The sequence below is a fragment of the Anaeromyxobacter diazotrophicus genome, from assembly GCF_013340205.1.
GTDB lineage: Bacteria > Myxococcota > Myxococcia > Myxococcales > Anaeromyxobacteraceae > Anaeromyxobacter_A > Anaeromyxobacter_A diazotrophicus.
In genome coordinates, this window is the sequence record NZ_BJTG01000002.1 from 383245 (window position 1) to 408006 (window position 24762).

Annotated in this window: 17 protein-coding genes; 15 read left to right on the top strand and 2 right to left on the bottom strand. The window is 76.3% G+C overall.

The features are described from left to right. Nucleotides 1-158 precede the first annotated feature (158 nt). Nucleotides 159-4148, top strand: coding sequence for a response regulator (locus HWY08_RS04765; RefSeq protein ID WP_176063464.1), 3990 nt, complete (start codon nt 159-161; stop codon nt 4146-4148). Between the two features lie 355 nt (nt 4149-4503). Here HWY08_RS04765 and HWY08_RS04770 read toward each other — a convergent pair whose 3' ends face one another. Next, entirely contained in the window at nt 4504-6039 is a 1536-nt protein-coding gene (locus HWY08_RS04770; protein WP_176063466.1) for a sensor domain-containing diguanylate cyclase, read from the bottom strand. 133 nt (nt 6040-6172) lie between these two features. On the opposite strand from HWY08_RS04770, the gene pgeF reads away from it, so the two are divergent. From pgeF to topA, 4 genes are all read left to right on the top strand, one after another. Beyond that, nucleotides 6173-6919 (top strand): peptidoglycan editing factor PgeF, encoded by a 747-nt coding sequence (pgeF, locus tag HWY08_RS04775; RefSeq protein WP_176063468.1) that lies wholly within the window; start codon nt 6173-6175, stop codon nt 6917-6919. Between the two features lie 94 nt (nt 6920-7013). Further along, entirely contained in the window at nt 7014-8270 is a 1257-nt protein-coding gene (locus HWY08_RS04780) for a LysM peptidoglycan-binding domain-containing protein (protein ID WP_176063470.1), read from the top strand. Nucleotides 8271-8465: 195 nt separating this feature from the next. Continuing rightward, the gene (gene dprA / locus HWY08_RS04785) at nt 8466-9335 is read left to right on the top strand and encodes a DNA-processing protein DprA (protein ID WP_176063472.1); all 870 of its coding nucleotides are present in this window, start codon (nt 8466-8468) and stop codon (nt 9333-9335) included. Between the two features lie 33 nt (nt 9336-9368). Next, on the top strand, nt 9369-11864 hold the full coding sequence (topA, locus tag HWY08_RS04790) for a type I DNA topoisomerase (RefSeq protein WP_176063474.1): 2496 nt from the start codon (nt 9369-9371) through the stop codon (nt 11862-11864). A gap of 16 nt (nt 11865-11880) precedes the next feature. Here topA and HWY08_RS04795 read toward each other — a convergent pair whose 3' ends face one another. Then, nucleotides 11881-12261 (bottom strand): TraR/DksA family transcriptional regulator, encoded by a 381-nt coding sequence (locus HWY08_RS04795; protein ID WP_176063476.1) that lies wholly within the window; start codon nt 12259-12261, stop codon nt 11881-11883. Between the two features lie 183 nt (nt 12262-12444). Here HWY08_RS04795 and trmFO point away from each other — a divergent pair, with 183 nt between their 5' ends. The 10 genes from trmFO to HWY08_RS04845 all read left to right on the top strand — a co-directional run bounded on the left by trmFO (nt 12445) and on the right by HWY08_RS04845 (nt 24714). Continuing rightward, nucleotides 12445-13767: a methylenetetrahydrofolate--tRNA-(uracil(54)-C(5))-methyltransferase (FADH(2)-oxidizing) TrmFO gene (trmFO, locus tag HWY08_RS04800; RefSeq protein WP_176063478.1), complete on the top strand. Its 1323-nt coding sequence runs from the start codon at nt 12445-12447 to the stop codon at nt 13765-13767. Beyond that, entirely contained in the window at nt 13755-15299 is a 1545-nt protein-coding gene (locus tag HWY08_RS04805; RefSeq protein WP_176063480.1) for a TolB family protein, read from the top strand. Before trmFO ends, HWY08_RS04805 begins: the two co-directional genes overlap by 13 nt. 52 nt (nt 15300-15351) lie before the next feature. After that, on the top strand, nt 15352-16269 hold the full coding sequence (xerC, locus tag HWY08_RS04810; protein ID WP_176063482.1) for a tyrosine recombinase XerC: 918 nt from the start codon (nt 15352-15354) through the stop codon (nt 16267-16269). A gap of 506 nt (nt 16270-16775) precedes the next feature. Beyond that, nucleotides 16776-17315 (top strand): ATP-dependent protease subunit HslV, encoded by a 540-nt coding sequence (gene hslV / locus HWY08_RS04815; protein WP_176063484.1) that lies wholly within the window; start codon nt 16776-16778, stop codon nt 17313-17315. A gap of 2 nt (nt 17316-17317) precedes the next feature. Further along, nucleotides 17318-18724: an ATP-dependent protease ATPase subunit HslU gene (gene hslU / locus HWY08_RS04820; RefSeq protein WP_176063486.1), complete on the top strand. Its 1407-nt coding sequence runs from the start codon at nt 17318-17320 to the stop codon at nt 18722-18724. A gap of 44 nt (nt 18725-18768) precedes the next feature. Next, a complete protein-coding gene (locus HWY08_RS04825) occupies nt 18769-19980 on the top strand; it encodes an acetylornithine transaminase (RefSeq protein WP_176063488.1) in 1212 nt (403 codons plus the stop codon). Then, nucleotides 19977-20906 (top strand): ornithine carbamoyltransferase, encoded by a 930-nt coding sequence (gene argF, locus HWY08_RS04830; RefSeq protein ID WP_176063491.1) that lies wholly within the window; start codon nt 19977-19979, stop codon nt 20904-20906. The genes HWY08_RS04825 and argF overlap by 4 nt, the downstream gene beginning before the upstream one ends. Before the next feature lie 66 nt (nt 20907-20972). Beyond that, on the top strand, nt 20973-21938 hold the full coding sequence (locus tag HWY08_RS04835; RefSeq protein WP_176063493.1) for a J domain-containing protein: 966 nt from the start codon (nt 20973-20975) through the stop codon (nt 21936-21938). After that, entirely contained in the window at nt 21935-23806 is a 1872-nt protein-coding gene (dnaK, locus tag HWY08_RS04840; RefSeq protein WP_176063495.1) for a molecular chaperone DnaK, read from the top strand. The genes HWY08_RS04835 and dnaK overlap by 4 nt, the downstream gene beginning before the upstream one ends. Continuing rightward, entirely contained in the window at nt 23803-24714 is a 912-nt protein-coding gene (locus tag HWY08_RS04845; protein ID WP_176063497.1) for a hypothetical protein, read from the top strand. The genes dnaK and HWY08_RS04845 overlap by 4 nt, the downstream gene beginning before the upstream one ends. Nucleotides 24715-24762: the final 48 nt, after the last annotated feature.

Genomic DNA, 24762 nt, shown 5'->3' on the forward strand with positions numbered 1-24762 from the left:
CGCGGGGCGGCGGGGATGTCGGAGCGCGTGATCCCGGGCTGCTCGACCCCGGCCGGGCGCGCCGCATGGAGCGGCTGCTCGGCGGGAAGGTGACGGTGCGCCTCCGTGCCTAGATTGCCGCGGGAGATGGGGGTTAGACTCCCCGCCCCAGGCCCCTCATGGAACCCAAGCGCGTCCTCATCGTCGAGCCGGACAGCAGCTTCGCGCTCTCGCTCGCCTCGCTCTTCCACGACGACGGGCACCAGACCTCCGTCGCCGCGAGCGCCGCGGACGGGGCGCGGGAGATCGCCGCGCGGCGGCCCGACCTCGTGCTCACCCGGGCTGAGCTCCCGGACGCCTCGGGCTTCGCGCTGTGCGGGCGCCTGCGCCGCGATCGGCCCGGCCTGCCGGTGGTGCTCTACTCGTCCGACGCCTCGCACGAGGCCCTGGAGGAGCACGCGCGCACCCCCGCCGCGGCGAACGGCTACCTGGGCATGCCGCTCGACACCGGGGCGCTCCGCCAGCTCGTGTCGAACCTGCTCGTCATGAGCGCGTCCCTCGAGTCGGCGGACGACGCCATCGTGGACGAGGGTCCGACCGAGGTGCGGCCGGGCGAGCCCCCCGCGCCGCTCGCCTCGGCGCCGGCCGCCCCCGCGCCGCCCCCCGTGCCGCGCCGCGCGCGCCGGAGCGCGGTGGGGGACGAGGACCGGCTCTTCCTCGAGCGCACCTTCCGCTCCATCTCGGAGCGCCGCGCCGACCTCCTCGCCGAGGCGCGCCGGCCGCGGCCGCCGCCCTCGCGCCAGCTCCTCGCGACCCCCGAGGGCAAGCTGGAGGTGCTGCGCGAGGACCTCCGCGCGCGCGAGGCGCAGATCGCCCGCGTGGCGGAGCTGTGGGAGGCGCGTGAGCGCGACCTCGCCCAGGCCGACGACCGGCTCCACGAGAAGGACGTGGAGCTCCAGGGCGTCCGCCTGCAGGTGGAGGACCTCCTGCGCCGCCTGGCGGAGGCGCGCGACCTCTTCGTGGAGAAGGAGCGCGAGCACGGCGCCTCCATCGAAGGGCTCCTGCTGGAGAAGTTCGGCCAGGAGAAGGACCTCATCGAGGTGGTGGCGGCCCACGAGCGCAAGATCCACGAGCTCGAGCGCGAGCTGCGCCTGCGCGACGAGGATCTGGGGAAGCGCCGCCGGGCGCTCGACGGCGCCTCGGAGGAGATCGCGCGGCTGGAGCGGCGGCTCCAGGCGGAGGCGGAGCGGTTCGACGCGCGCGAGCAGGAGCTGCAGGAGCTGGCGTCGGGGCGCGAGGCCGCGCTCTCCGAGCTGGAGCGGCGCCGCGCCGCCGAGCTCGACGCGGCCGAGGCCGACGCGCGCCGGCACCAGGCCGCGCTGGAGGCGGCGGGGGCGGCGCAGCGCGCGCTCGCGGCCGAGCTCGAGGAGGCCCGCGCCGCGGCGCAGCGCGCGGCGGCGGATCACGCGGCCCAGCTCTCCGGGGCCGAGGCGCGGGCGGCGGAGCTCGCGGATCGCCTGGCGGCGGCCGAGGAGCGCGGCCGCGCCGCCGCGGAGGAGGCGGCCGAGGCGCGGCGCGGGCTCGAGCAGCAGCTCGGCGCCGCGGCCCGGGAGCTCGAGGACGCGCGCAGGGCCGCGAGCGAGGCGGCCGCGGCGCTCGGCGCCCGGCTCGCCGAGGGCGAGGCGGCGCTGGCGGAGCGCGACGGCCGGCTCGCGCTCCTCGACGGCGAGTACCGCGGGTTCCGGGACGTCGCGCGCGCGCGCGAGGACGAGCTCTCGCGCGAGCTGCAGGAGCGGCTCGAGCGGCAGGGCGCGCTCGAGGGCGAGCTGGAGGCCGCCGCCGCGGCCCGCGCCGAGGAGGGCGCGGCGCTGCGGGCGGAGCTGGCCGAGGCCGCCGCCGCGCGGGCGGCCGCCGCCGAGGAGGCCCGGGCCGACGGCGAGCGGCGCGCGGCGGAGCTGGCGGCGGCGCGAGGCCGGGCCGACGCGCTCGAGGCGGGGCTGGCCGACGAGCGCCGGCGCGCCGCGGAGGCCGAGGCGGCGCTGGCGCGGCGCCTGGACGACGCCGCCGGGGCGCTCGCTGGGACGCGCGAGGAGCTGGAGCGCGCGCGGGCCGACGGCGGGGCGCTCCGCCGGGCGGTGGAGGAGCGCGAGGCGCGGCTGGCCGAGCGGGCGGCCTTCATCGACGGGCTGGAGGCGCAGGCGCGGGAGCGCGCCGAGCGGCTCGCCGCCGCGGAGGCGCGGGGCGAGGACCTGGCGGGGCAGCTCGGGGCGGCGCTCGCCGAGCGCGAGCGGCTCGCGGCCGAGGCCGAGGAGAGCGCGGCGCGCGCGCGCGGGCTGGCCGAGACGGTGGAGGGCGCCCGGGCCGAGATGTCGAGCCTCACCCAGCTCCTCGACCAGGCGCGGGCGGACGCGGCGCGGGTGGAGGAGGAGCGCTCCCGCGCCCTGGAGGCGGCGGCGGCGCGGACGGCCGGGCTCGAGGAGGAGCTCGCCGCGGCGCGCGGCGGGGCGGCCGAGCGCGAGGCGCGGCTCACCGGCGAGCGCGACCAGGCGCGGGCCGAGGCGGCGAGCACCGGCGCGGCGCTGGCCGAGGTGCAGCGACTCGGGCGCGCCCGCGAGGGCGAGCTGTCCGCGCAGCTCGCGGCCGCGCTGGAGTCGGGCGAGCGCGCTGGCCGCGCGGCCGCTGCGGCCGCGCAGGCGGCGGCGGAGCGCGAGGCGGCCCTGACCGGGCAGCGCGAGGCGCTGGCGCGCGACCTCGACGACGCCCGCGTGGCGCTCGACGCCCTGTCGCGCGAGGCCGAGCGGCGCGTGGCGGAGCTCGACGAGCGCGCGCGGCGGGCCGAGGCCGAGCTGGGCGAGGCGCGCGCCGGGGCGGAGCGCGCGGCGGCGGGCCACGCGGAGGTGCTCGCGGCCGCCGCCGCCCGCGAGGCCGCGCTGACCGCGGGGCAGGCCGAGGCGGCCGGCCGCGCGGAGGCGCTGTCGGCCTCGCTCGGCGAGGCGGAGCGCGCGGGGGCGGAGCTGCGCGAGCAGGTGCAGGCGCTCTCGGGCGAGCTCGAGCACGCGCTGGCCGACGGCCGTGCGCGGGTGGCGGAGGTCGAGCAGGCGCGCGCGCTCGTCTCCGCGCGCGAGCTGGAGCGGGCGCGGGTCGAGGCGGAGCTGACCGAGGAGATCCAGGCGCGCGCCGACGCCGAGGCGGGCTGGCGCCGGCAGCTCGAGGCGCTCGGGGCCGAGCGCGATCGCCGCGAGGGCGAGCTGCTGGAGGAGCTGGCGCGCAAGACGGAGGCCGCCGCCGAGCTCGACCGGCGCTTCGCGGCCGCCGCCGCCGAGCGCGCCCGCCGCGAGGAGGCGCTGCAGAAGGAGCTGGCGGCCCGGGCCGAGGCGCTCTCCTCGTCCGAGCGGCGGGAGCAGGGCGCGGCCGAGCAGCACGCGGCCGAGCTCGAGGCGCGCGAGAAGCGGCTCGAGGCGCTGGAGGCGGAGCTCGGGCGGCAGCGCGAAGCGCGCGAGCGGCTGGAGGCGCGGCTGGGCGAGGCGAACGCGCGGCTGGGCGACGCCCAGGCGGCGCGCGCGGCCGAGCGGGCCGAGGCGGCTCAGCGGGGCGAGGCCCTGGCGCGCCGCGCGGCGGAGCTGGAGGCGGCGCTCTCCGCGGCCGGGCGCGAGCGCGCCGAGGCGGAGCAGGCGCTGCGCGCCGCGGCCGACGCTGCGCTGGCGCGCGCCGGCGAGCAGGCCGGCGCGGCCGAGGAGGCCGGGCGGCGGCTCGCGGCGGCCGAGGCGCAGCACCTCGACCGGGCGCGCGCCCTGGAGGCCGCGCTGCGCGAGGCGCAGGAGGGGAGGGCGCGCGCCGAGCGCGACGCCGCCCAGCGGGTGAGCGCGGCCGAGGCGCGGGTCGAGGAGGCCGCGCGCGCGAGGGCGCAGCTGCAGCTCGAGCGCAAGGAGGCCGACGCCCGCGCGCTCCGGGCGCTCGCGGAGGCGCAGGCGCGCTACCAGGAGGAGCTGGCGCGCCGCGACGAGCTGCGCGGCCAGGAGGCGCAGCGGCTCCAGGCGGCGCTGCAGGAGCGCTCGCGCCTGCTCCGGGTGGCGGAGCTCGAGCTCCAGCGCCTCAAGGCGGGCAACGTGGCGCGGCTCACGCCGGCGCCCGTCGCCGCCGCCGAGGCGCGCGAGAGCGAGGGGAAGTGACCACCCGCGGGGCGGGCGGGGCTCGTGGCCGGGCCTCGGCCGGGGTTGCGAGGCCCCTCTCCCCAACCCCTCTCTCCGCTGCGCCTCATGATTCACCACAAGTCGCCCTAGGCACGTCCCAGCCGGCCGAGAGGTGCGTGGCCGTCCTGCAGTCGCCGCCTCGATGAGCCAGGGCACCGTCCGGCGAGCGGCGCCGGCGAGGCGCCGACCCCACGTCCGCGGCGCCGTCCGTGAGATCGGCTCACGAGCCGGTACCGCGCCGTCGCGGCGCCCGCGTCGAGATCCCAGCAAGCCACTCTCAGGTTGTCGGCGGGGATGAAGACGATGGCGCCCTGGCCTGCGCGGAGCGAGACCCTCAGGGCCCGACGCGGCCCGTGACCCGCACGTCGCGCCGGCGGCCGGGTCGGTCGCGCATGCCGGGGGCGTAGGCCACCACGGCGTCGCGGCCGGCCTGCTTGGCGGCGAAGAGCGCCGCGTCCGCGCAGTCGAGGAGCGCCGCCAGGTCGTCGGCGTCGTCCGGGAAGACCGCCAGGCCGAGCGAGAGCGTGACGCGGCCGCCGGGGAGGGCGGCGCGGTGCTCGAGCGGCGCCTCCTCCACCAGCCGCCGCAGCTTCTCCGCCACCTCCAGCGCCGCCGCCCGGTCGGCGCGCGGCAGCACGGCCGCGAACTCCTCGCCGCCGGCGCGCGCCAGCACGTCCACGCGCCGCAGCGCCCCCGCCAGGAGCTCGCCCACCGCCTTGAGGGTGGTATCGCCGGCGAGCCGCCCGCGCGCCTCGTTGAGCTCCCGGAACCGATCCACGTCGATCATGACCACGGCGCAGCCGTGGCCGAAGCGGCGCGACCGCTCGAGCTCCATCTCCAGCCGCTGGAAGAGGCTGCGGCGGTTGTGGAGCCCGGTGAGCGAGTCGGTCAAGGACAGCGCCACCGTCCGCTCGTGGAGGCGGGCGTTCGCGATCGCCATGGCGAGCTGGCCCGCGACCGACTCGAGGAAGCGGAGCTCGTCCTCGCCGAAGGCGTCCGGGGCGGGCCGGAAGAAGTCGAGCGCGCCCACGCAGGCGTCCTGCGCGATCATCGGCACCGCCGCCACCGAGCCGTGCTGGCCCCCGGTCCAGCGCTGCACCGGGAAGCGCGGGTCGCCGTGGGTGTCGCGGACGAGCACCAGCCGCCGCTCGCTGGCGGCGAGGCCCGCCAGCCCCTCGCCGGGAGGGACGCGGGTCCCCTTCACCTGGGCGTCCACGCCGAAGGTGCTCGTCACCACCAGCTCGCCGGTCCGCTCGTCGGCCAGGAAGAGGGCGAACGACTCGTATCCGAGCGCGCCGCCGACGCGGGCGGTGATCTGCGCGAGCAGGTCGTCGAGCCGGAGCGTGGAGCCGCTGGCGCGCGCCAGCTCGGCGAGGAGCGTCAGCTCGCGCAGGCGCACCTCGAGCCGCTGGTTCGCCTGGTCGAGGAGCCGCGCCTGGGACTCCACCTGCGCCTTGAGCGCGAGCTCGCGCTGCAGGGACTCCATCGACCGCGCGTCCTCGATGCGCTGCGAGTGGAGGTCGGTGATGGCGGCGAGCGCGGTGTTGAAGCTCTTGGCGAGCTCGCCGAGCTCGTCCTCCGTCTCGACCGGCGCCCGGAGGAGGAAGTCCCCCTGCTCGGCGCGCTTCAGCGACGCGACGATGCGCGCCAGCGGCCGCTCCACCAGGAGCCGCACCGAGACGAGGTGCACCACCGTCGTGACGAGCGCGACCAGCCCCAGGAACGCGAGGGCGAACCCCCACAGACCCGGCGCCGCCTCGCGCGTCTCGAAGCGCACCCAGAGCACGCCCAGGAGCGAGACGGCCAGCGAGGGGACCCCGACCGCCAGGAGCAGCTTGCGGCCGATGCGGGAGCGGAGGGGGTGGGGCATCGCGGAGCGCAGGAGCGTAGTGGGGCCGCGGCCCGGCCACAAGGGGCGGCCGGCGCCGCCCCGCCCGCGGGCCCCGCGCCGGCGCGGGTGGAGGTTGCATCGGCGCGCCGCCGGCGGCATGGGAGGGACTCGCATGGAACTCCTGTCGAGCGCGCTCCTCGCCGCCTTCCCGCACGGCTTCACGACCCGGCGCGGCGGCACCTCCGGCGCCCCATGGGAGAGCCTCAACCTGGGCGGCGCGGTGGGCGACGCCGAGCCCGCGGTCGAGGCGAACTGGCGCGCGCTGCGGGAGGCCACCGGCCTCGAGTTCGCGCGCGTCCGCCAGGTGCACGGCGACCGCGTCGTCGTGGCCCGCGAGCCCGGGCCGCCGCTCGAGGAGGCCGACGCGGTGGTGTCGGTCCGGCCCGGGCTGGCCGCCTGCGTGGCGGTGGCGGACTGCGTGCCGGTGCTCATCGGGGACCCGCGCTCCGGGGCGGTGGTGGCGGTCCACGCCGGCTGGCGGGGGACGCTCGCGCGCGTGGCGGCGCGCGCCGTCGCGGCGCTGGGGCGCGAGGCGGGCGCGCAGCCGGGCGACCTGCTCGCCGCCATCGGCCCGGCGATCGGGCCCTGCTGCTACGAGGTCTCGCCGGACCTGGCGCAGGTGTTCCGCGCGGACCTGGGGGCCCGGGTCGCCGAGCCGCGCGGGGGCGGCTCCCGGCTCGACCTGTGGCTCGCGAACGAGATCGTCCTGCGCCAGGCGGGGCTGTGCCGCGAGCGGATCGAGGTCCTCGGGCGCTGCACGGCGTGCGAGCCGGACGCGTTCTTCTCGCACCGCCGCGAGCGTGGGCGGACCGGGCGGCAGGTGGGCTTCATCGCACCTTCACCGCCCTGTGTTTCTTGACTCGCCCGCAGCGGTGCCGGAACATCCGGTGCGTCTCCCCGGGACGCCGCGCGGCTCGCGCGCGCGCCAGAGCCCGGGGCAGGAGCCGTACCCCATGAGCGCCTCTCGACTCCTCCTCGCCGTGCTGCTGCCGGTCGCCGCGCTGGCCGAGCCTCCCGCCGACCCCGTCGAACCGGCCGGCGTCGACCTGGGCCGGGCCGCGGCGCAGCTCGAGGGCGATCCGGCGGCGCCGGTGGCCGCGGCGCCCGCGCCCGCCGCGGCGCCGCGCTCGTCGCTGGACGACGCGTACACGGTGAAGCCGGGCGACACGCTCTGGGACCTCTCCGGCCGCTTCCTCAACAACCCGTGGTACTGGCCCAAGGTCTGGTCCTACAACCCGGAGATCACGAACCCGCACTTCATCTACCCGGGCAACGTGCTCCGCTTCTACCCGTCCGCGGAGCAGGCGCCCGGCCGGGTCGAGCCCGTCGACGTCGCGAAGGCCGCGCCGGCCCCGGCGGAGGAGGACCTGGAGGCGCCGCGCGAGCTCGAGGACCTCTCCCGCGCCGACATGAAGAAGCCGCAGGAGCTCGGCGAGGGCGACGAGGTGGCCGTGGTGGGGCCGTACAAGATCGGCTACGTGCCGCCGAAGGGGCTCATCGCGCGCCGCGACAGCTTCGTCACGCCCCGCGAGCTGGCCGAGTCGGGCACGATCGTGGCCGCGTTCGAGGAGAAGATGCTCCTCAGCCTGCAGGACCGCGCCTACGCACGGTTCAACACCGCGGCCCCGGTGAAGCGCGGCGAGACCTACGTCCTCTACCGGACCGAGCGCCCGGTGCGCCACCCGGAGACGGGCGAGCTCTTCGGCTACCAGTCGGTGATCCTGGGCGCCGGCAAGGTGGTGGCGGTGGACGACAAGGCGGTCACGCTCGAGGTCGCGCAGGCCTTCGAGCCGATCGAGCGCGGCGCGCTCCTCGCGCCCTTCAGCCAGAAGTTCGTGAAGCAGGTGCAGCGGCGCCCGAACCAGCACGCGCTCGACGGCGTCATCGTCGCCACCCAGCAGCAGCTCGTCTCCGAGATCGGCGAGCACCACATGGTGTTCCTCGACAAGGGGCGCCAGGACGGGGTGGAGGAGGGGAACGTCTTCACCGTCGTCCGCTCCGGCGACCCCTACGGCCGCGACCCGAACGCGCCCACGCGCGACGCGGCGCTGCCGGTGGAGGACGTGGGCACGCTGGTGGTGGTGGACGCCCAGCAGACCTCGTCGTCGGCGCTGGTGGTGCGGAGCCTGCGCGAGCTCTACGTCGGCGACCACGTCGAGATGCGCGCTGCCGCCGCGGCCGCCCCGCTGGCCGGCGCGGGCGGCGACTAGCCGGCCCGCGCGCCGCCGGGCACCGGGCGGGCGCTCGCCCGCTCCGCGTGAAGGTGAGGACCTCGCCGCCTCGCGTGCGCGCGGACGCGCGCGCGAGGCGATCGCGTACTCCCCGAGATTTTCAGCGCTTTGCCGGTGCGGCGCCGGGAGCCGCGCTTGACCGTACCGGGGGTGGCGAGTATAGGGACCCGCCCTATGGACGCGGCGTGGACCCTGCACCGGAGCGACGACGGCTTTCCGCCGCGGCTCGCCGCGATCCCCGAGCCGCCGGAGCGGCTGCGCGTCCGCGGCTCCCTCGGGCCGCCCACCGAGCGGCGCGTCGCCCTGGTCGGCATGCGCCACCCCGACCCGTACGGCCTCGAGCTGGCGCGCGAGATCGCGCGCGACCTGGCCCGGGCCGGGGTCTGCGTCGTGTCCGGCGGGGCGGAGGGCATCGACGGGGCCGCCCACGAGGCCGCCCTCGACGCGGGCGGGCGGACGCTGGCCGTGCTGGGCACCGGCCTCGACGTCGCCTACCCGGCGGGGCACCGGCCGCTCTTCGAGCGCATCGTCGCCTCCGGCGGCGCGCTCGTCTCCGAGTACGAGGACGGGCAGCGGGGGGATCGGTGGACGTTCCCCAAGCGCAACCGGCTCGTGAGCGGCCTCTCCGAGGCGGTGCTGGTGGTCCGCGCCGGGGAACGGAGCGGCGCGCTCATCACCGCGGCCTGGGCCCGCCGCCAGGGCGTGCCGGTGTTCGCGGTACCGGGCGACGTGCGGCTCGAGGGCTCCGCCGGGCCGCTCGCGCTGCTCCGGCAGGGTGCGAAGGTGGCCGCGAGCGCGCGCGACCTGCTCGAGGCGCTGGGGCTCTCCGGCCAGCTCTCGCTCCTGCCGGCGCCGGCCGGGGCGGAGGCGGGCGGCGAGGAGGCCACCGTGCTGGCCGCGCTCGGGCGCGTCCCGCGGCACGCCGACGAGGTGGCGCGCGCGGCCGGCGTCCCGCCGGCGGCCGCCCTCTCCGCCCTGCTCCTGCTGGAGCTGCGGGGGCTGTGCGAGCAGCGCCCCGGAAACCTCTTCCTGCGCCGCGCCTGACCGCGCGCCGCCACGACGCCGACGAAGGAAACGATGCCGACCCAGGCCAAGAGCGAGAAGACGACGACGAAGCGGAAGGCGCCCGCCCGCGCCGCGAAGGGCCCGGCCGCGGCCAAGGGCGCCGCCGCGAAGGCCGGCGCGCGCAAGGCGGGCGGCGCGGGGCCCAGCCTGGTGGTGGTGGAGTCGCCGGCCAAGGCGAAGACCATCAAGAAGTACCTGGGGCGCGGCTTCGACGTGAAGGCGTCGGTCGGCCACGTGAAGGATCTCCCCAAGTCGAAGATCGGCGTCGACATCGAGCACGGGTTCGCCCCGGCCTACGACGTCATCAAGGGCAAGGCCAAGGTCCTCTCCGAGATCAAGCGCGCGGCCAAGAACGCCGACCGCGTCTTCCTCGCGACCGACCCCGATCGCGAGGGCGAGGCGATCGCCTGGCACATCGCCGAGGAGCTGGGGGCCGCCGGCGGGGACGAGCGCGTCCGCCGCGTGCTCTTCAACGAGATCACGAAGAACGCGATCCAGAAGGCCATCGAGCAGCCGCTCGCGCTCGACCAGAACCGGTTCGACTCGCAGCAGGCGCGGCGCATCCTGGATCGGCTGGTCGGCTACCAGATCAGCCCCATCCTCTGGAAGAAGGTGCGGCGCGGCCTCTCCGCCGGCCGCGTGCAGTCGGTGGCGGTGCGGCTCGTGGTGGAGCGCGAGCGCGAGATCCAGGCCTTCGTCCCCGAGGAGTACTGGTCGCTCGAGGCCGAGCTCGCCGCGGCGCTGCCCCCCGAGTTCCGCGCCAAGCTGGTGAAGCTCTCGGGCCAGAAGGCGGACCTCAAGGAGGGCGAGACCACCCGCGCCCTGGTGCAGGAGCTGGAGCGGGAGAAGTTCGTCGTGGCGGCGGTGGAGAAGAAGGAGCGCCGGCGCAACCCGCCCCCGCCCTTCACCACCGCCAAGCTGCAGCAGGAGGCGGCCAACCGCCTCGGTTTCACGGCCAAGAAGACGATGACCCTGGCGCAGCGCCTCTACGAGGGGGTCGAGCTCGGCGACGAGGGCGCGATCGGCCTCATCACCTACATGCGCACCGACTCGGTGCGGCTCTCGACCGAGGCGGTGGACGCGGTGCGCGGCCACATCGCGCAGGCCTACGGCAAGGACCACCTGCCGGACGAGCCCAACGTCTACCGGACCAAGCAGAAGTCGGCGCAGGAGGCGCACGAGGCGGTGCGCCCCACCTCGCTCGAGTGGACGCCGGAGCGCACCGAGCCGTTCTTCGAGCAGATGGGCGAGCGCGACATGTTCCGGCTCTACCAGCTCATCTGGAACCGGTTCGTGGCCTGCCAGATGGTGCCGGCCGTGTACGACCAGACCACCGCCGACGTCGCGGCGGGGCGGGCGGTGTTCCGCGCCACCGGCTCCATCCTCAAGTTCCCCGGCTACCTGGCGGTCTACGGCGCGCAGCGCCCCGAGGACGAGGCCGGCGCGCAGCCGGAGGCGGCGGGGGAGGGCGACGCGGACGAGAAGTCGAAGAACCAGGATCGCCTGCTGCCGCCGCTCGAGGCGGGCATGGCGCTCGACCTCCGCAAGCTCCTCCCCGAGCAGCACTTCACCCAGCCGCCGCCCCGCTTCAACGAGTCGTCGCTCATCAAGGAGCTGGAGGAGCGGGGCATCGGCCGCCCCTCGACCTACGCCGCCATCCTCTCCACCATCCAGGAGAAGACCTACGTCGAGAAGGTCGAGCGCAACTTCAAGCCGACCGAGCTCGGCCTGCTGGTCACCGACGAGCTGGTGCGCGCCTTCCCCCACGAGATGGACGTCGCCTTCACCGCCGGCATGGAGGAGAAGCTCGACGAGATCGAGGAGGGGAACGCGCAGTGGCAGTCGGTGCTGCAGGACTTCTACACCGGGTTCAAGGAGGACCTCGCCAAGGCCGAGGTCACCATGCGCGACGTGAAGCGCCAGGAGATCGCGACCGACCTCGTCTGCGAGAAGTGCGGCAAGCCCATGGTCATCAAGTGGGGCCGCATGGGCGAGTTCCTCGCCTGCTCCGGGTACCCGGAGTGCCGCAACACGATGAACTTCAAGCGGGGTGAGGACGGCTCGATCGCGCCGGTGAAGGAGGAGGAGATCACCACCGACGAGAAGTGCCCCACCTGCGGCGCGCCGATGGTGGTGAAGCGCGGCCGGTTCGGGCGGTTCCTCGCCTGCTCCAAGTACCCCGAGTGCAAGACCTCGAAGCCCATCTCGATCGGCGTCACCTGCCCGAAGGGCTGCGGCGGCTACATCAGCGAGCGGCGCTCGAAGCGCGGCAAGACCTTCTACGGCTGCTCCTCCTACCCGAAGTGCGACTTCGTCTCCTGGGACCGCCCGCGCAACGAGGCCTGCCCGACCTGCGGCAGTGCCTACCTGCTCGAGAAGTTCTCCAAGAAGACGGGCCCCTTCATCGCCTGCCCGAACAAGGAGTGCGACTACCGTCGCCAGGTCGAAGGCGCGACGCCCCCCGCTGGCGCCGAGACGCCGCCGGTGCCCGAGGAGGTCGACGCGTAGCGGCGCGGCCCCGCGCTCAGATCGTCGGCCCTTGCAGCGCCGCCGCCGTGCCGCGCTCGCGGCGGGTCGCGCAGTCGGTGCAGAGCAGCGCGAAGGGCAGCACCTGCAGCCGCTTCGGGTCGATGTCGGTGCCGCAGTCGAAGCAGACGCCGTACTCCCCGTGCGCGATGCGCGCCAGGGCGGCGTCGATCATGGCGACCTGCTTGCGCTGCGCCTCGCCCAGCAGCGCCAGCGTGTACTGCTCGTGCTCGCTCTGCGCCCCCTCCTCGAACTCGGGGTCGCGCTCGGCGCCGCGCAGCGCGTCCAGCTCCTCCTGCGCCCGCTCCGCGGTCTCCAGGATGGTGCGGCGCCGTCGCAGCAGGTCGTCCTTCAGGGCGTCCAGTTCCTTCGCTCGCACGGCGCTCGGCCTCCATCGGATCCGCGGTGAATGGGCGCGCGGGGCGACCCCCACGAAAGAAACGACCCCGCCACCCCTCGGGTCCCGCGCGCTTGGGTTACAACCTGGCCACGAGGCCCACTGCGGCAACCCTCGGCCGGTCGCGCGAGGGGCGAGCGGGTGCCGAGGAGGCGAGCGAGCGACATGAGCGACGAGCGGCGGGTCACGGTGGTGGGCGGCGGCCTCGCGGGCAGCGAGGCGGCGTGGCAGCTGGCGCGCGCCGGCGTCCCGGTGACCCTGCGCGAGATGAAGCCCGGGCGCCGCTCGCCGGCGCACCACCTCGACGGGCTGGCCGAGCTCGTCTGCTCGAACTCCCTGCGCTCGGACAACCCCGACAACGCGGTCGGGCTCCTGCACGAGGAGCTGCGGCGGCTCGGCAGCCTCGTGCTCGCCGCCGCCGACGCCACCCGGGTCCCGGCGGGCGACGCGCTGGCCGTCGATCGGGTGCGGTTCAGCGCCGCGGTGACCGAGCGCCTCACGGCGCACCCGCTCGTGCGGGTGGCGCACGAGGAGGTGACCGCGCTCCCGGAGGGACCTGCACCGACCGTGATCGCGACCGGCCCGCTCACCGGGGACGCGCTCGCCGAGGCCATCGCGGAGGCGTGCGGGGGGCGGCTCCACTTCTACGACGCGATCGCCCCCATCGTGGCGGCGGACTCGATCGACCCGGCCATCGCCTACGCGAAGTCGCGGTACGACAAGGGCGGCGGCGCCGACTACCTCAACCTCCCGTTCGACGAGCCGCAGTACCGCGCGTTCGTGGCGGCGCTCCTCGCCGGCGAGAAGGTGGCGCCGCACGCCTTCGAGGAGCCCAGCTACTTCGAGGGTTGCCTGCCCATCGAGGTCATGGCCGAGCGCGGCCCGGACGTGCTCGCCTACGGACCGATGAAGCCGGTGGGACTCGAGGACCCGCGCACCGGGCGCCGCCCGTTCGCGGTGGCGCAGCTCCGCCGCGAGGACGAGGCGGGGACGGCCTACAACCTGGTGGGCTTCCAGACGCGGCTCACCTGGCCCGCGCAGCGGCGCATCTTCCGGGAGCTCATGCCCGGCCTCGCCCGCGCCGAGTTCGTCCGCATGGGGCAGATTCACCGCAACACCTTCATCGAGGCGCCGCGCCTGCTCGCGCCCGACCTGTCGCACCGCGAGCGGCCGCACCTGTTCTTCGCCGGCCAGATCACCGGCGTCGAGGGGTACGTCGAGTCCACCGCCTGCGGGCTCCTGGCCGCGCGGGCCGTGCTGGACCGGCTCGCGGGTCGCCCGTTCCGGCCCCCGCCTCCGGCCACCGCGCTCGGCGCGCTCCACCGGCACCTCACCGGCGCCGCCCACCCGCCGGAGACGCCCTACCAGCCGACCAACGTCGTCTTCGCGCTGTTCCCGCCGCTCGAGGGGCGCCACCGCGGCAAGGCCGCCCGCAAGCAGGCGCACGCCGCGCGCGCGCGCCAGGAGCTCGCCACATGGCTCGCCTGATCGCGGTCCTCCTCGGCGTCGCCCTCGCGGCGGGGTGCTCCCGCCCCGCGGCGCCCGCCTCGCGGGGCCGGCGCCTCGTCGAGGGCGAGGTGCTCGCGCTGCGCGCCTCGCCCGACGGCGCGCAGCTCGCGTACCTGCACGGCTGCCGGAAGCTCCCGGACCGGAGCCTTCCCCCCGGGACCGCCGCCTGCGCGCTCGCCGTCGTCCCGGCGCAGGGCGGCGCGGCGGTCGAGGTCGCGAGCGGGGTCACCACCCTGCCGCCGGGGTTCGGCTGGAGCGCCGAGGGGCACGCCCTGGCCGCCCTCGGAGACTACGACCACCCGCGGGGTCGCGGCGCGCTGTGGATCTGGTCGGGCGGGGCGCCACGCCGGCTGGCCGAGGGCGTCACCTTCTACGCGCTCGCCCGGGACGGCTCGCGCGTCGGCTGGGCGGCGCAGGGGCAGCTCTTCGTGGCCGGCATCGACGGCCCGCCCCAGCCGGTGGCCGGCGCGGCGGGCGTGTCGAGCCTCGAGTTCGGCGGCCGCGAGGGCGCGGCGCTCCTGGCGCGGCGCGCGGCGGTGGCGGGGGGCGAGCTCCTGGCGGTGAGCGGCCAGGCGGCCGCGCCGGTGGCCGCCGCCGTCCGGGACTACGCGTTCGCCCGGGGCGGCGAGCACTTCGCCTTCACGGCGGGTCCAGCCCAGGCGCTGACGCTGGCGAGCCCCGGGGCCCCGCGCCCCTCCCCGGCGCTGGGGCGCGACGTGCAGTCGTTCCTGTTCTCGCCCGGCGGCGACGCGATCGCCTTCGTGGCGGACGCCGCGCCGGGCCGCCAGGGCGACCTGTGGGTGGCCCCGCTCGCCGGGGGTGCGCCGCGGAGGCTGGGGCAGAAGGTGGGCGAGCCGCGCTGGAGCGCCCGCGGCGAGCGGCTCGCCTGGCTGGAGGACTACGAGCCGCGCGGCCGGACCGGCCGGCTCACCCTGGGGGGGCTCGACCAGAAGCCGCGGCCGGTGGCGCGCAACGTCTCCGACTTCGACCTCGCCGCGGGCGGCGGGGCGGTGGCGTTCCTGCAGCACGTGACGGCGGGCGGCTACTCGGTGGACCTGGGGCTGCTCCGCCCGGACCGCGACGCGCAGCCGTGGACGGTGGCGCGGGGCGTGTTCGGCTTCTCCTTCTCCCCGGACGGCCGCTGGCTCTACTACCGCACCGCCTGCGTCCGCGAGGGCGAGGCGTGCGACCTCTACCGCGTCGAGGTGGGCGCCCCGGCGCCGGCGGGCGCCGCGGACGGGGGGACGGCCCCGGCGAAGGGCGAGCTCGTGGCGGAGGGGGTGAAGAGCTTCGAGTTCGCCCCGGGCCGCCCGGACCGGCTGCTCGTGGCGTGGGCGCGCAAGGACCGCGTCGCGCTCGACCTGGCGGTGTGGGAGGCGGGGAAGCTCACCGCGGTCGACACCTACGCGCTGCCGGGGTCGGTCCAGTTCCTGGGGAGCGACGCGCGCCGCCTCGGGTACGCCGTGGTGGACCCGAAGCGGCCGGGCGTGTACGTGGCCGAGCTCCCCTGAGGGCGGGCGCCCGAAAACTCGCGCCGCCGCCGCGCTCTGGCACGATCGCGGGGTGCCGCTCGACCTCGCCGCCCAGCCGCTGGAGCTCCAGCGGTTCGCCACCCACCTCACGAGCGAGCGGCGCGGCTCGCCGCACACCGCGAAGGCCTACCTGACGGACCTGGCCCAGTACGCGGCCTACCTCGCGGGGCGGGGCCTCCCGCTCGTGCCCTCCTCCCCGGCGGCGGTGCGCGGCTTCATCGCGCACGCCTCGGCGGAGTGCGGGCCGGTGTCGATCGGCCGCAAGCTCTCGGCGCTGCGCAGCTTCTACAAGTTCCTCGTCCGCGAGGGCCTCGCGCCGTCGAACCCGGCCCGGGCGGTGTCGAGCCCGAAGCGCCCGAAGAAGCTGCCGGAGGTGCTGCCGGAGGAGGAGGTGGCGGCGCTGGTGGAGTCGCCGAAGCTGGCGGCCCCGCTCGAGCTGCGCGACCGCGCCTTCCTGGAGCTCCTCTACGCGAGCGGCCTGCGCGTCTCCGAGCTGACGGGGCTCGATCTCCCGGACCTGGATCTGGCCCAGGGACTGGTGCGCGTGTTCGGCAAGCGGAGCAAGGAGCGCGTGGTGCCGTTCGGCTCCGCGGCGCGGGCGGCGCTGGCGCGCTGGCTGGACGAGGGCCGCCCGGTGCTCGCCGCGGGCCCGGACGGCGCCCGCGCGCGCCGCGCCGTGTTCCTCAACTACCGTGGCGGGCGCCTGTCGCAGCGCTCGGTGGCGCGCCGCCTCTCCCGCGCGGTGCTGGCGAGCGGCCTCCCGCGCCACGTCCACCCCCACGTCCTGCGCCACTGCTTCGCCACCCACCTCCTCGGCAACGGCGCCGACCTGCGCGCCATCCAGGAGCTCCTGGGCCACGCCTCGCTCTCGACCACCCAGCGCTACACCCACCTCGACTGGAAGCGCCTCGCCGAGGTCTACGACCAGGCGCACCCGCGGGCGAAGTAGCTCGCGGTCGCGGTCGCGGTCGCGGTCGAGGTCGAGGTCGAGGTCGGGTCGAAGTCGCCGTCGAGGGAACCCCGCCGCCCCGCGCCCGCGCGCGCGTCGGCGCCCGCGCTCCGCGCCGCACCGAGGTCCCCGAGGCCCCAACGCGCACCGCGGTCCTCACGACGCGTCTGCGGAATCTCGCACCGCGGCGCCTGCGCGCCGCGGTGCTTCGGTCAGTCCTCGACGCGGTGGGGTCCCCTGGGCGCGTTCCGGCGAGCGGGTCACCTGGGGCGGCGCTCCGCGATGGCGCCTCGTGCGCGCGCGGGCGCGGGGCGGCACCGGCCGGCACGGCGTGGAGCACGCGGTGCCCGTGGGCACTGGGCTCGGCCCTCGTCAGGACGTCGATGGTCGACGGTCGATGGTCGGTGGTCGCGGTAGAAGGTCGCGGTCGAAGGTCGCATCCGCCTTCGGGTCCGCGCGCACCATCGCCCTTGCCGCATCCCCCTCCTCGCGCTACGTCCTGCGGCATGTTCCACGGCACCACCGTCCTGTGCGTCCGCCGCGAGGGGAGCGTCGTCCTGGCCGGCGACGGCCAGGTCACCCTCGACAAGACCGTCATGAAGTCCACCGCCAAGAAGGTCCGGCGCCTGGCCGAGGGGCAGGTGCTGGCCGGCTTCGCGGGGGCGACCGCCGACGCCTTCCAGCTCTTCGAGCTGTTCGAGAAGAAGCTCAAGGAGCACGCGCGCTCCCTGCCGCGGGCGGCGGTGGAGCTCGCGAAGCAGTGGCGCACCGACCGGTTCCTGCGCCGGCTGGAGGCCCTCCTCATCGTGGCGGACCGGGAGCACACCTTCGTGCTCTCCGGCGCGGGGGACGTCATCGAGCCGGACGTCGTGCCGGGCGGGGGCGTGGCGGCGGTGGGGTCGGGGGCGCCGTACGCGCTCGCCGCCGCGCGCGCGCTGCTCGCCCACTCGCAGCTCCCGGCCCGCGCGGTGGCGGAGGAGGCGATGAAGCTCGCCGCCGAGATCTGCATCTACACGAACGACCGGCTCTCGTTCGAGGAGCTCTAGCCGTGGATCCCCGGAACCTCACCCCGCGCGAGATCGTCGCGGAGCTCGACCGCTACATCGTCGGGCAGGCGAGCGCGAAGCGGGCGGTCGCCATCGCGCTGCGCAACCGCTGGCGGCGGCAGCACGTGGCGGCGGACCTGAAGGACGAGATCCTGCCCAAGAACATCGTCATGATCGGGCCGACGGGGGTGGGCAAGACCGAGATCGCGCGCCGCCTGGCGCGGCTCGCCGGCGCGCCCTTCGTGAAGGTCGAGGCCTCCAAGTTCACCGAGGTGGGCTACGTCGGGCGCGACGTGGACTCGATGGTGCGCGACCTGGTCGAGGCGGCGGTGAAGCTCGTCAAGGAGGAGGAGATGGAGCGCCTGGCCGGCCGGGCGCGCGAGGCGGCCGAGGAGAAGGTGCTCGACGCGCTCGGCTTCGGGGGCGGCGCCTTCGGCCTGGGCTTCCGCGGGGCGATGCAGCGGGTGCGCGGGGAGGGCGAGCCGGAGCGGCCGCAGCAGGGCACCGCCGGGCGGGAGCGGGCGCGGGCGCAGCTGCGCGCCGGCACGCTCGACGAGGAGGACGTCGAGGTCGAGGTGGCGGAGAAGGGGGCGCCCTTCCTGCCCATCATGGCCCCGGGGATGGAGGACATGGCCCAGGGGCTCAACGACATGATGAGCCAGCTCGGCAACAACCCCATCCTCTCCATGCTGGGGGGCGGGCCGAAGAAGCGGAAGCGCCGCCTCAAGGTGAAGGAGGCGCTGGGGGTCCTCACCGAGGACGAGGCCTCGCGGATGGTGGACATGGAGCGGGTGACGCGCGAGGCGCTCGACCGGGCGCAGAACGCCGGCATCATCTTCATCGACGAGATCGACAAGATCGCCGGGCGCGACGGCGGGCACGGCCCGGACGTGTCGCGCGGCGGCGTGCAGCGCGACCTCCTCCCCATCGTGGAGGGCTCGAACGTCAACACGAAGTACGGGATGGTGAAGACCGACCACGTGCTCTTCATCGCGGCCGGCGCCTTCCACGTCACCAAGGTCTCGGACCTCATCCCGGAGCTGCAGGGGCGCTTCCCCATCCGCGTGGAGCTGGAGCCGCTCCGCCGCGAGGATCTGGTGCGGATCCTGGAGGAGCCGCAGAACTCGCTGGTGAAGCAGTACGTGGCGCTCCTCGCCACGGAGGGGGTCGATCTGCAGATCTCGCGCGAGGCCATCGAGGAGGTCGCGCGCATCGCGGCCGAGGTGAACGAGCGCATGGAGAACATCGGGGCGCGCCGCCTGCACACGGTCATGGAGCGCCTCCTCGACGAGATCAGCTTCGACGCCACCGAGAAGCGCGGGCAGCGCCTCGCCATCGACCCGAAGTACGTGCGCGAGCGGCTGGCGAGCGTGCTCGCCGACGAGGATCTCTCGCGCTACATCCTGTGACGCGGCCGCGCCCCACGCCGGCCCGGTTGTGATATAGGCGCCGAATGACGCAGAACGAGGCGTTCGCCGAGCGCGCGAAGAAGGCGCTCACCCCCAACTACCGGCCCCAGCCCGTCGCCATCGTGCGCGGCCAGGGCGTGCGCGTCTGGGACGCCGACGGCAAGGAGTACCTCGACTTCATCGGCGGCGTGGCGGTGGACGCGCTCGGCCACTGCCACCCGGCGCTGGTGAAGGCGCTCGAGGAGCAGGCGCGCACCGTCTGGCACGTCTCGAACCACTTCACCATCGCGCGCCAGGTCGAGCTGGCCGAGGCGCTCCTCGCCAAGGTCCCCTGGGCGCGCCGCGCGTTCTTCTGCAACAGCGGCGCCGAGGCGAACGAGGCGATGCTCAAGCTGGCGCGGAAGTTCCACGCCGACCGCGGCCACCCCGAGCGCCACGAGATCGTCGCCTGCAAGGACTCCTTCCACGGCCGGACGCTCTTCACGGTCACCGCCGGCGGGCAGGAGAAGTACCAGCACGGCTTCGAGCCGCTGGTGCCGGGCGTGCGGCACGTGCCCTACGGCGACGTCGCCGCGCTCGAGGCCGCGTTGACCGACCGCACCGCCGGCTTCATCGTCGAGCCGGTGCTGGGCGAGGCCGGCGTCATCCCGGCGCCCGAGGGCTACCTGCGCGCGGCGCGCGAGCTCACGCGGCGGGCGGGGGCGCTGCTCTGCCTCGACGAGGTGCAGACCGGCGTCGGCCGCACCGGCCGCTGGTGGGCGCACGAGTGGGACGGCGTCGTGCCCGACCTCATGTCGAGCGCCAAGGCGCTGGGCGGCGGCTTCCCCATCGGCGCGCTCCTCGCCACCGAGGAGGTGGGGACGCACCTCTCCGCCGGCAGCCACGGCACGACCTTCGGCGGCAACCCGCTCGCCTGCGCGGTGGCGCTGGCGGTGCTGCGCGAGCTGGACGGCGGCGTGCTGGCGCGGTCCGTCCCGGTCGCGCAGCGCCTGCGCGACGGCCTGGCGGCGCTGGCGCGGACCGGCCGCGTGCGCGAGGTGCGCGGCCGCGGGATGCTGCTCGGCACCCTGCTCCGGGGCGTGGCCGCCCCGGAGGTGGCCCGGCTCTGCCGCGAGCGCGGGCTGCTCGTGAACCCCATCGGCGAGGACGTCATCCGCATGGCGCCCGCGCTCACGCTCACCCCCGCCGAGGCGGACGAGGCGCTCGCGTGCTTCACCGCCGCGCTGGCCGCCGCCCCGGAGAAGGCCTCGGCATGACCGGTCCCACCCGACAGAAGCGCGACTTCCTGCGCATCACCGACCTCTCCCGCGAGGAGCTCGCCGAGCTCCTGGAGCGCGCCGCCGAGTGGAAGCTGCTCGGCAAGGGCGGGCCGCGCCCGCTGGAGCGCATGTCCCTCGGGCTCGTGTTCGAGAAGGCCTCCACGCGGACGCGGGTGTCCTTCCAGGTGGGCGCGCACCAGCTCGGCGCGGACGCGGTCATGCTCTCGCCGCGCGACACCCAGCTCGGCCGCGGCGAGCCCATCAAGGACACCGCCCGCGTCCTCTCCCGCTACCTCGACGCGCTGGTGGTGCGCACGTTCGAGCACGCCAAGCTCGAGGAGATGGCGCACTACGCGAGCGTCCCGGTGGTGAACGCGCTCACCGACGCCTCGCACCCGTGCCAGATCCTGGCCGACCTGCTCACCGTGAGCGAGCGGTTCGGCGCGGACGCGCCGCGCCGCGCCGACCTCCAGGTGGCCTGGATCGGCGACGGCAACAACATGGCCAACTCCTGGCTGGAGGCGTGCGCCGTCCTCGGATTCACCCTCCGGCTGGCCTGCCCGGCCGGCTACGACCCCGACCCGGCGCTCGTCGCCCGCTGCGCCGGCAAGGCGACGGTGGTGCGCACCCCGCGGGAGGCTGCCCGGGGCGCGCAGGTGGTGAACACCGACGTGTGGGCCAGCATGGGCCAGGAGGCCGAGGCGGCGGAGCGGCAGCGCCGGTTCGCCGGGTTCATCGTGGACCGGGCGCTCCTGGCCGAGGCGGACCGCGCCGCGATCGTCCTGCACTGCCTGCCGGCGCACCGGGGCGAGGAGATCGCCGAGGACGTGCTGGAGGGGCCGCAGTCGGCCGTCTTCGACGAGGCCGAGAACCGCCTCCACGCCCAGAAGGCGCTGCTCGAGCTGCTCCTCTCCCCGGATTGACCGTGGGGTGGGGCGGCCGTAATCTCCGGGGCAGGCCGAGCCGCGCGCGCACACCGGCCCACCCCCGTGCCCGCCGACCGCTACGCCAGCTTCGTCTTCCCCCCGGCCGAGCTGGCCGAGGACGTGGATCTCCCGCTGGAGCTGAAGAAGGAGATCCTGTGGCTGCACGCCCAGCTGGGCGAGCTCGACCACTGGGCGCTGCTCGGCGTCCGGTGGAACGCGCCGGCCGAGGAGGCGCGCGCGGCGTACCTCCAGCGCGCGAAGGTCTTCCACCCGGACCGCCACGCCGGGCGGCGGCTCGGCTCCTACCTGCCGCGCGTCGAGCGCATCTTCCGCGCCCTGACGGCCGCCCGGGACGTCCTCTGCGACGAGGGGCGCCGCGCCGAGTACGCCCGGCGCACGGCGCCGCCCGAGGAGTTCGCGCGCCTCGAGACGCGCCGGCTCGAGGGCGAGGCGCGCGCCGGCGAGCGGCGGGCGCGGCTCGCCCGGTCGAACCCGCTGGTGGCCCGGGCGGCGCGGGTCCAGGAGCTCGTCGCCCGCGGCAAGCGCGCGCTCGAGGAGGGGAAGTTCACCCAGGCCGCGAACGACCTCCTCACCGCCACCGGCCTCGACCCCCGCCACCCCGAGGCGCGCGCGCTGGCCGAGCAGGCGCGCCGCCGGGCCGGCGCCGAGCACGCCCGCGAGCTGTACGACCAGGGGCTGGCGGCCGACGCGGTGGGGCGTCCCGGCGCCGGCCTGGCCGCGCTCCGCGAGGCGGCGGCGCTCGACCCCGGCACGCCGCGCTACGCCATCGCCGCCTCGCGGGCGGCGCTGGCCGCGGGCCAGCCGGCCGAGGCGCGGGCGCTGGCCGAGCAGGCGGCGCGTGTGGGGCCGCGCGACGCGCGCGCGTTCGAGGCGCTGGGCGCCGCGCTGCACGCCGCCGGCGAGCCGCGCGAGGCGCGGCGCGCGCTGGAGCGGGCGCTCGAGCTCGACCCGGAGCTCGAGGGAGCGCGCGCGCTCATGAAGAAGCTGCGCTGGAGCTTCCTCGGATGACCGCCGCCGCGGAGGGGCCCGTCATCGGCATCGACCTCGGCACCACCAACTCGGCGGTGGCGACGGTGGTCGACGGCGCGCCGCGCCTCATCCCCAACCGCGCCGGCCAGCTGCTCACCCCCTCGGTGGTGGCGGTGGCGCGGAACGGCAAGCGGCTGGTGGGGCACATCGCGAAGCGGCAGGCCATCACCAACGCCGAGCACACCGTCTTCGCCGCCAAGCGGCTCATCGGGCGGCGCTGGGGCTCGCGCGAGGTGGAGGACGCGCGCCGGGCGCTGCCCTACCAGCTCGTGGCCGGCCCCGACGGGAACGACGTCCGGGTGCGGATGGGCGAGCGCGTGTGGGCGGTCCCGGAGCTCGCCGCGCTGGTGCTGGCGGAGCTCAAGGCGGACGCGGAGACGTTCTTCGGGGGCCCGGTGGCGGGCGCGGTAGTGACCGTGCCGGCCTACTTCAACGACGGCCAGCGGCAGGCCACCAAGGACGCCGGCCGCATCGCCGGGCTGGAGGTGCTGCGCATCATCAACGAGCCCACCAGCGCGGCCCTGGCATACGGCTTCGGGCGTCCGGTCGAGAAGAAGGTGGTGGTCTTCGACCTTGGGGGCGGGACGTTCGACGTCTCGGTCCTGGACATCGCCCGGAGCGTCTACGACGTGGTGGCGGTGGGCGGCGACACCTACCTCGGCGGCGAGGACTTCGACCGCCGGGTGATGGAGTGGCTCATCTTCGGCTTCGCCCAGGACCACCTGGGCGTGGATCTGCGCTCCGACACCATGGCCCTGCAGCGGCTCAAGGACGCCGCCGAGCGCGCGAAGTGCGAACTCTCCAGCGCGCCGGCGGCGAGCGTGCACCTGCCCTTCCTGCTCGGCGGGGGCGAGGGGAAGCCGGCGCTGCACCTCGAGCGGCAGCTCAAGCGCGACCAGCTCGAGGAGCTCACCCGCGACCTCGTCGCGCGCTGCGTGGCGGTGACGAAGCGCACCCTGGAGGACGCCGGGGTCCGGCCGGCCCAGGTGGACGAGGTGATCCTGGTGGGCGGGATGACACGCATGCCGCTGGTGCAGGCGGCGGTGCGCGAGTTCTTCGGGCGGGAGCCGTCGCGCGGCGTCCACCCCGACGAGGTGGTGGCGCTCGGGGCGGCCATCCAGGCCCACGCGCTCGCCCACCCGCAGCCGAGCGGGCCGGAGGTGCTCCTGCTCGACGTTACGCCGCAGAATCTCGGGCTGATGGTGGTGGGCGGCTACTTCCAGACCATCATCGCGAAGAACACCACCGTGCCCACCTCCGCGACCCACATCTTCACCACCTCGCAGGACGACCAGCACTCGGTCCGCATCGCGGTCCTGCAGGGGGCCGCCGAGAAGGCGGCCGACAACGAGCTCCTGGGCGAGTTCGTGCTGACCGGGATCCGGCCCGCCCGGCGCGGCGAGGTGGAGATCGAGGTCACCTTCGAGATCAGCGCCGACGGCATCGTCGGCGTCTCGGCGAAGGACCTCGCGACCGGGCAGCGCCAGTCCATCACGATCACCGCCACCTCGGGCCTGAGCGAGGAGGAGCTGCGTCGGATCCTGGACGAGAGCGGCGACGCGCTGCTCGAGCGCAAGCAGGCCTCGGCCGAGCTGGCGCAGCGGCGCGCGGCGGCGGAGCGGCTGGTCCACGAGATCGAGGCGCTCGTGCCGGCGGTCACGGCGGCGCTCGCCCGCAGCCGGTTCGGGATGGACGCGGTGACGCGCGCGGAGGCGGTGGTGCAGCGGACGCGCGCGGCGCTGGAGGCGGGCGACGCCGGCCAGCTGTCGGCGCTGGAGGATCAGCTCGAGCGCACGCTGCAGCTCTTCCGCGGGCTGGCCGGAGAGGCCGGAGGGCCCCGGGCGTGAGCGTCGCCGAGCTGATCGAGGAGGGGATCCGTGCCTACACGCGCGGAGACCTCGCCGCAGCGGAGCGGCGCTGGCGCGAGGCGCTGGCGCTCGCGCCGGGCGAGGAGCGGACGCTGTCGTACCTGGCGCTGCTCGAGGCTCCCCCGGGCGGCGCGGCGGCGCCCCCGGCCGGCGCGGTGCCGCTCCCGGCGCCCGCCACCGCCACCCCGGCGCGCGCCGCCGGGCGGGCTCCCGGGGCGCGGGCGCCCGCCGCGCCGGTGGCGCTGCCCGCGCCACCCCGCCCGCGCGACCCGTTCGCCCATCCGGACGCGCACGCCAGGCGCACCACGCTCGAGGCCTACGCGCCCCCGGCGCGCGCCGATCGCCCGACGCTCGAGGACTACGCCCGCTCGCCGTGGGAGGCGGAGGCGGCCGAGCCCGCGCCGGTCGTGATCTCGGAGGGCGGCGGGCTCGACCTGGCGAGCGTGGAGGAGCAGTCCGGGGTCTACCCGCTCGTCCCGCGGAGCTCCGCCGCGCCCGCGGCGGCGGGACCGAGCGAGGTCGACGTCTGGCTGCAGGGCGCCCGGGAGCTGTTCGAGCTGGGCGACTTCTCCGGCTCGCTCGAGCTCATCGAGCGCGTGCTGAAGGTCCACCCGACCCACGCCGAGGCGCGCGAGTACCTGGCGCACAACGAGGCCACCCTGATCGCGCTCTACGAGTCGAAGCTCGGCCCGCCCGGCGCCATCCCCCGGCTCGCCATCAGCCCGGAGGAGGTCACGTGGCTCTCCCTCGACCACCGGGCCGGCTTCCTGCTGGCCCAGATCGACGGGACGGTGAGCTACGAGGACCTGTTCGCGCTCTCGGGGCTGCCCCGGCTCGACACCGCCCGCATCCTCGCGAACCTCCTGCAGCAGGGCGTGATCGGCTAGCCCGGCGCGCCCCGCCCCCGGCGCGCTGGAACCGCGCGCGCTTTTCTG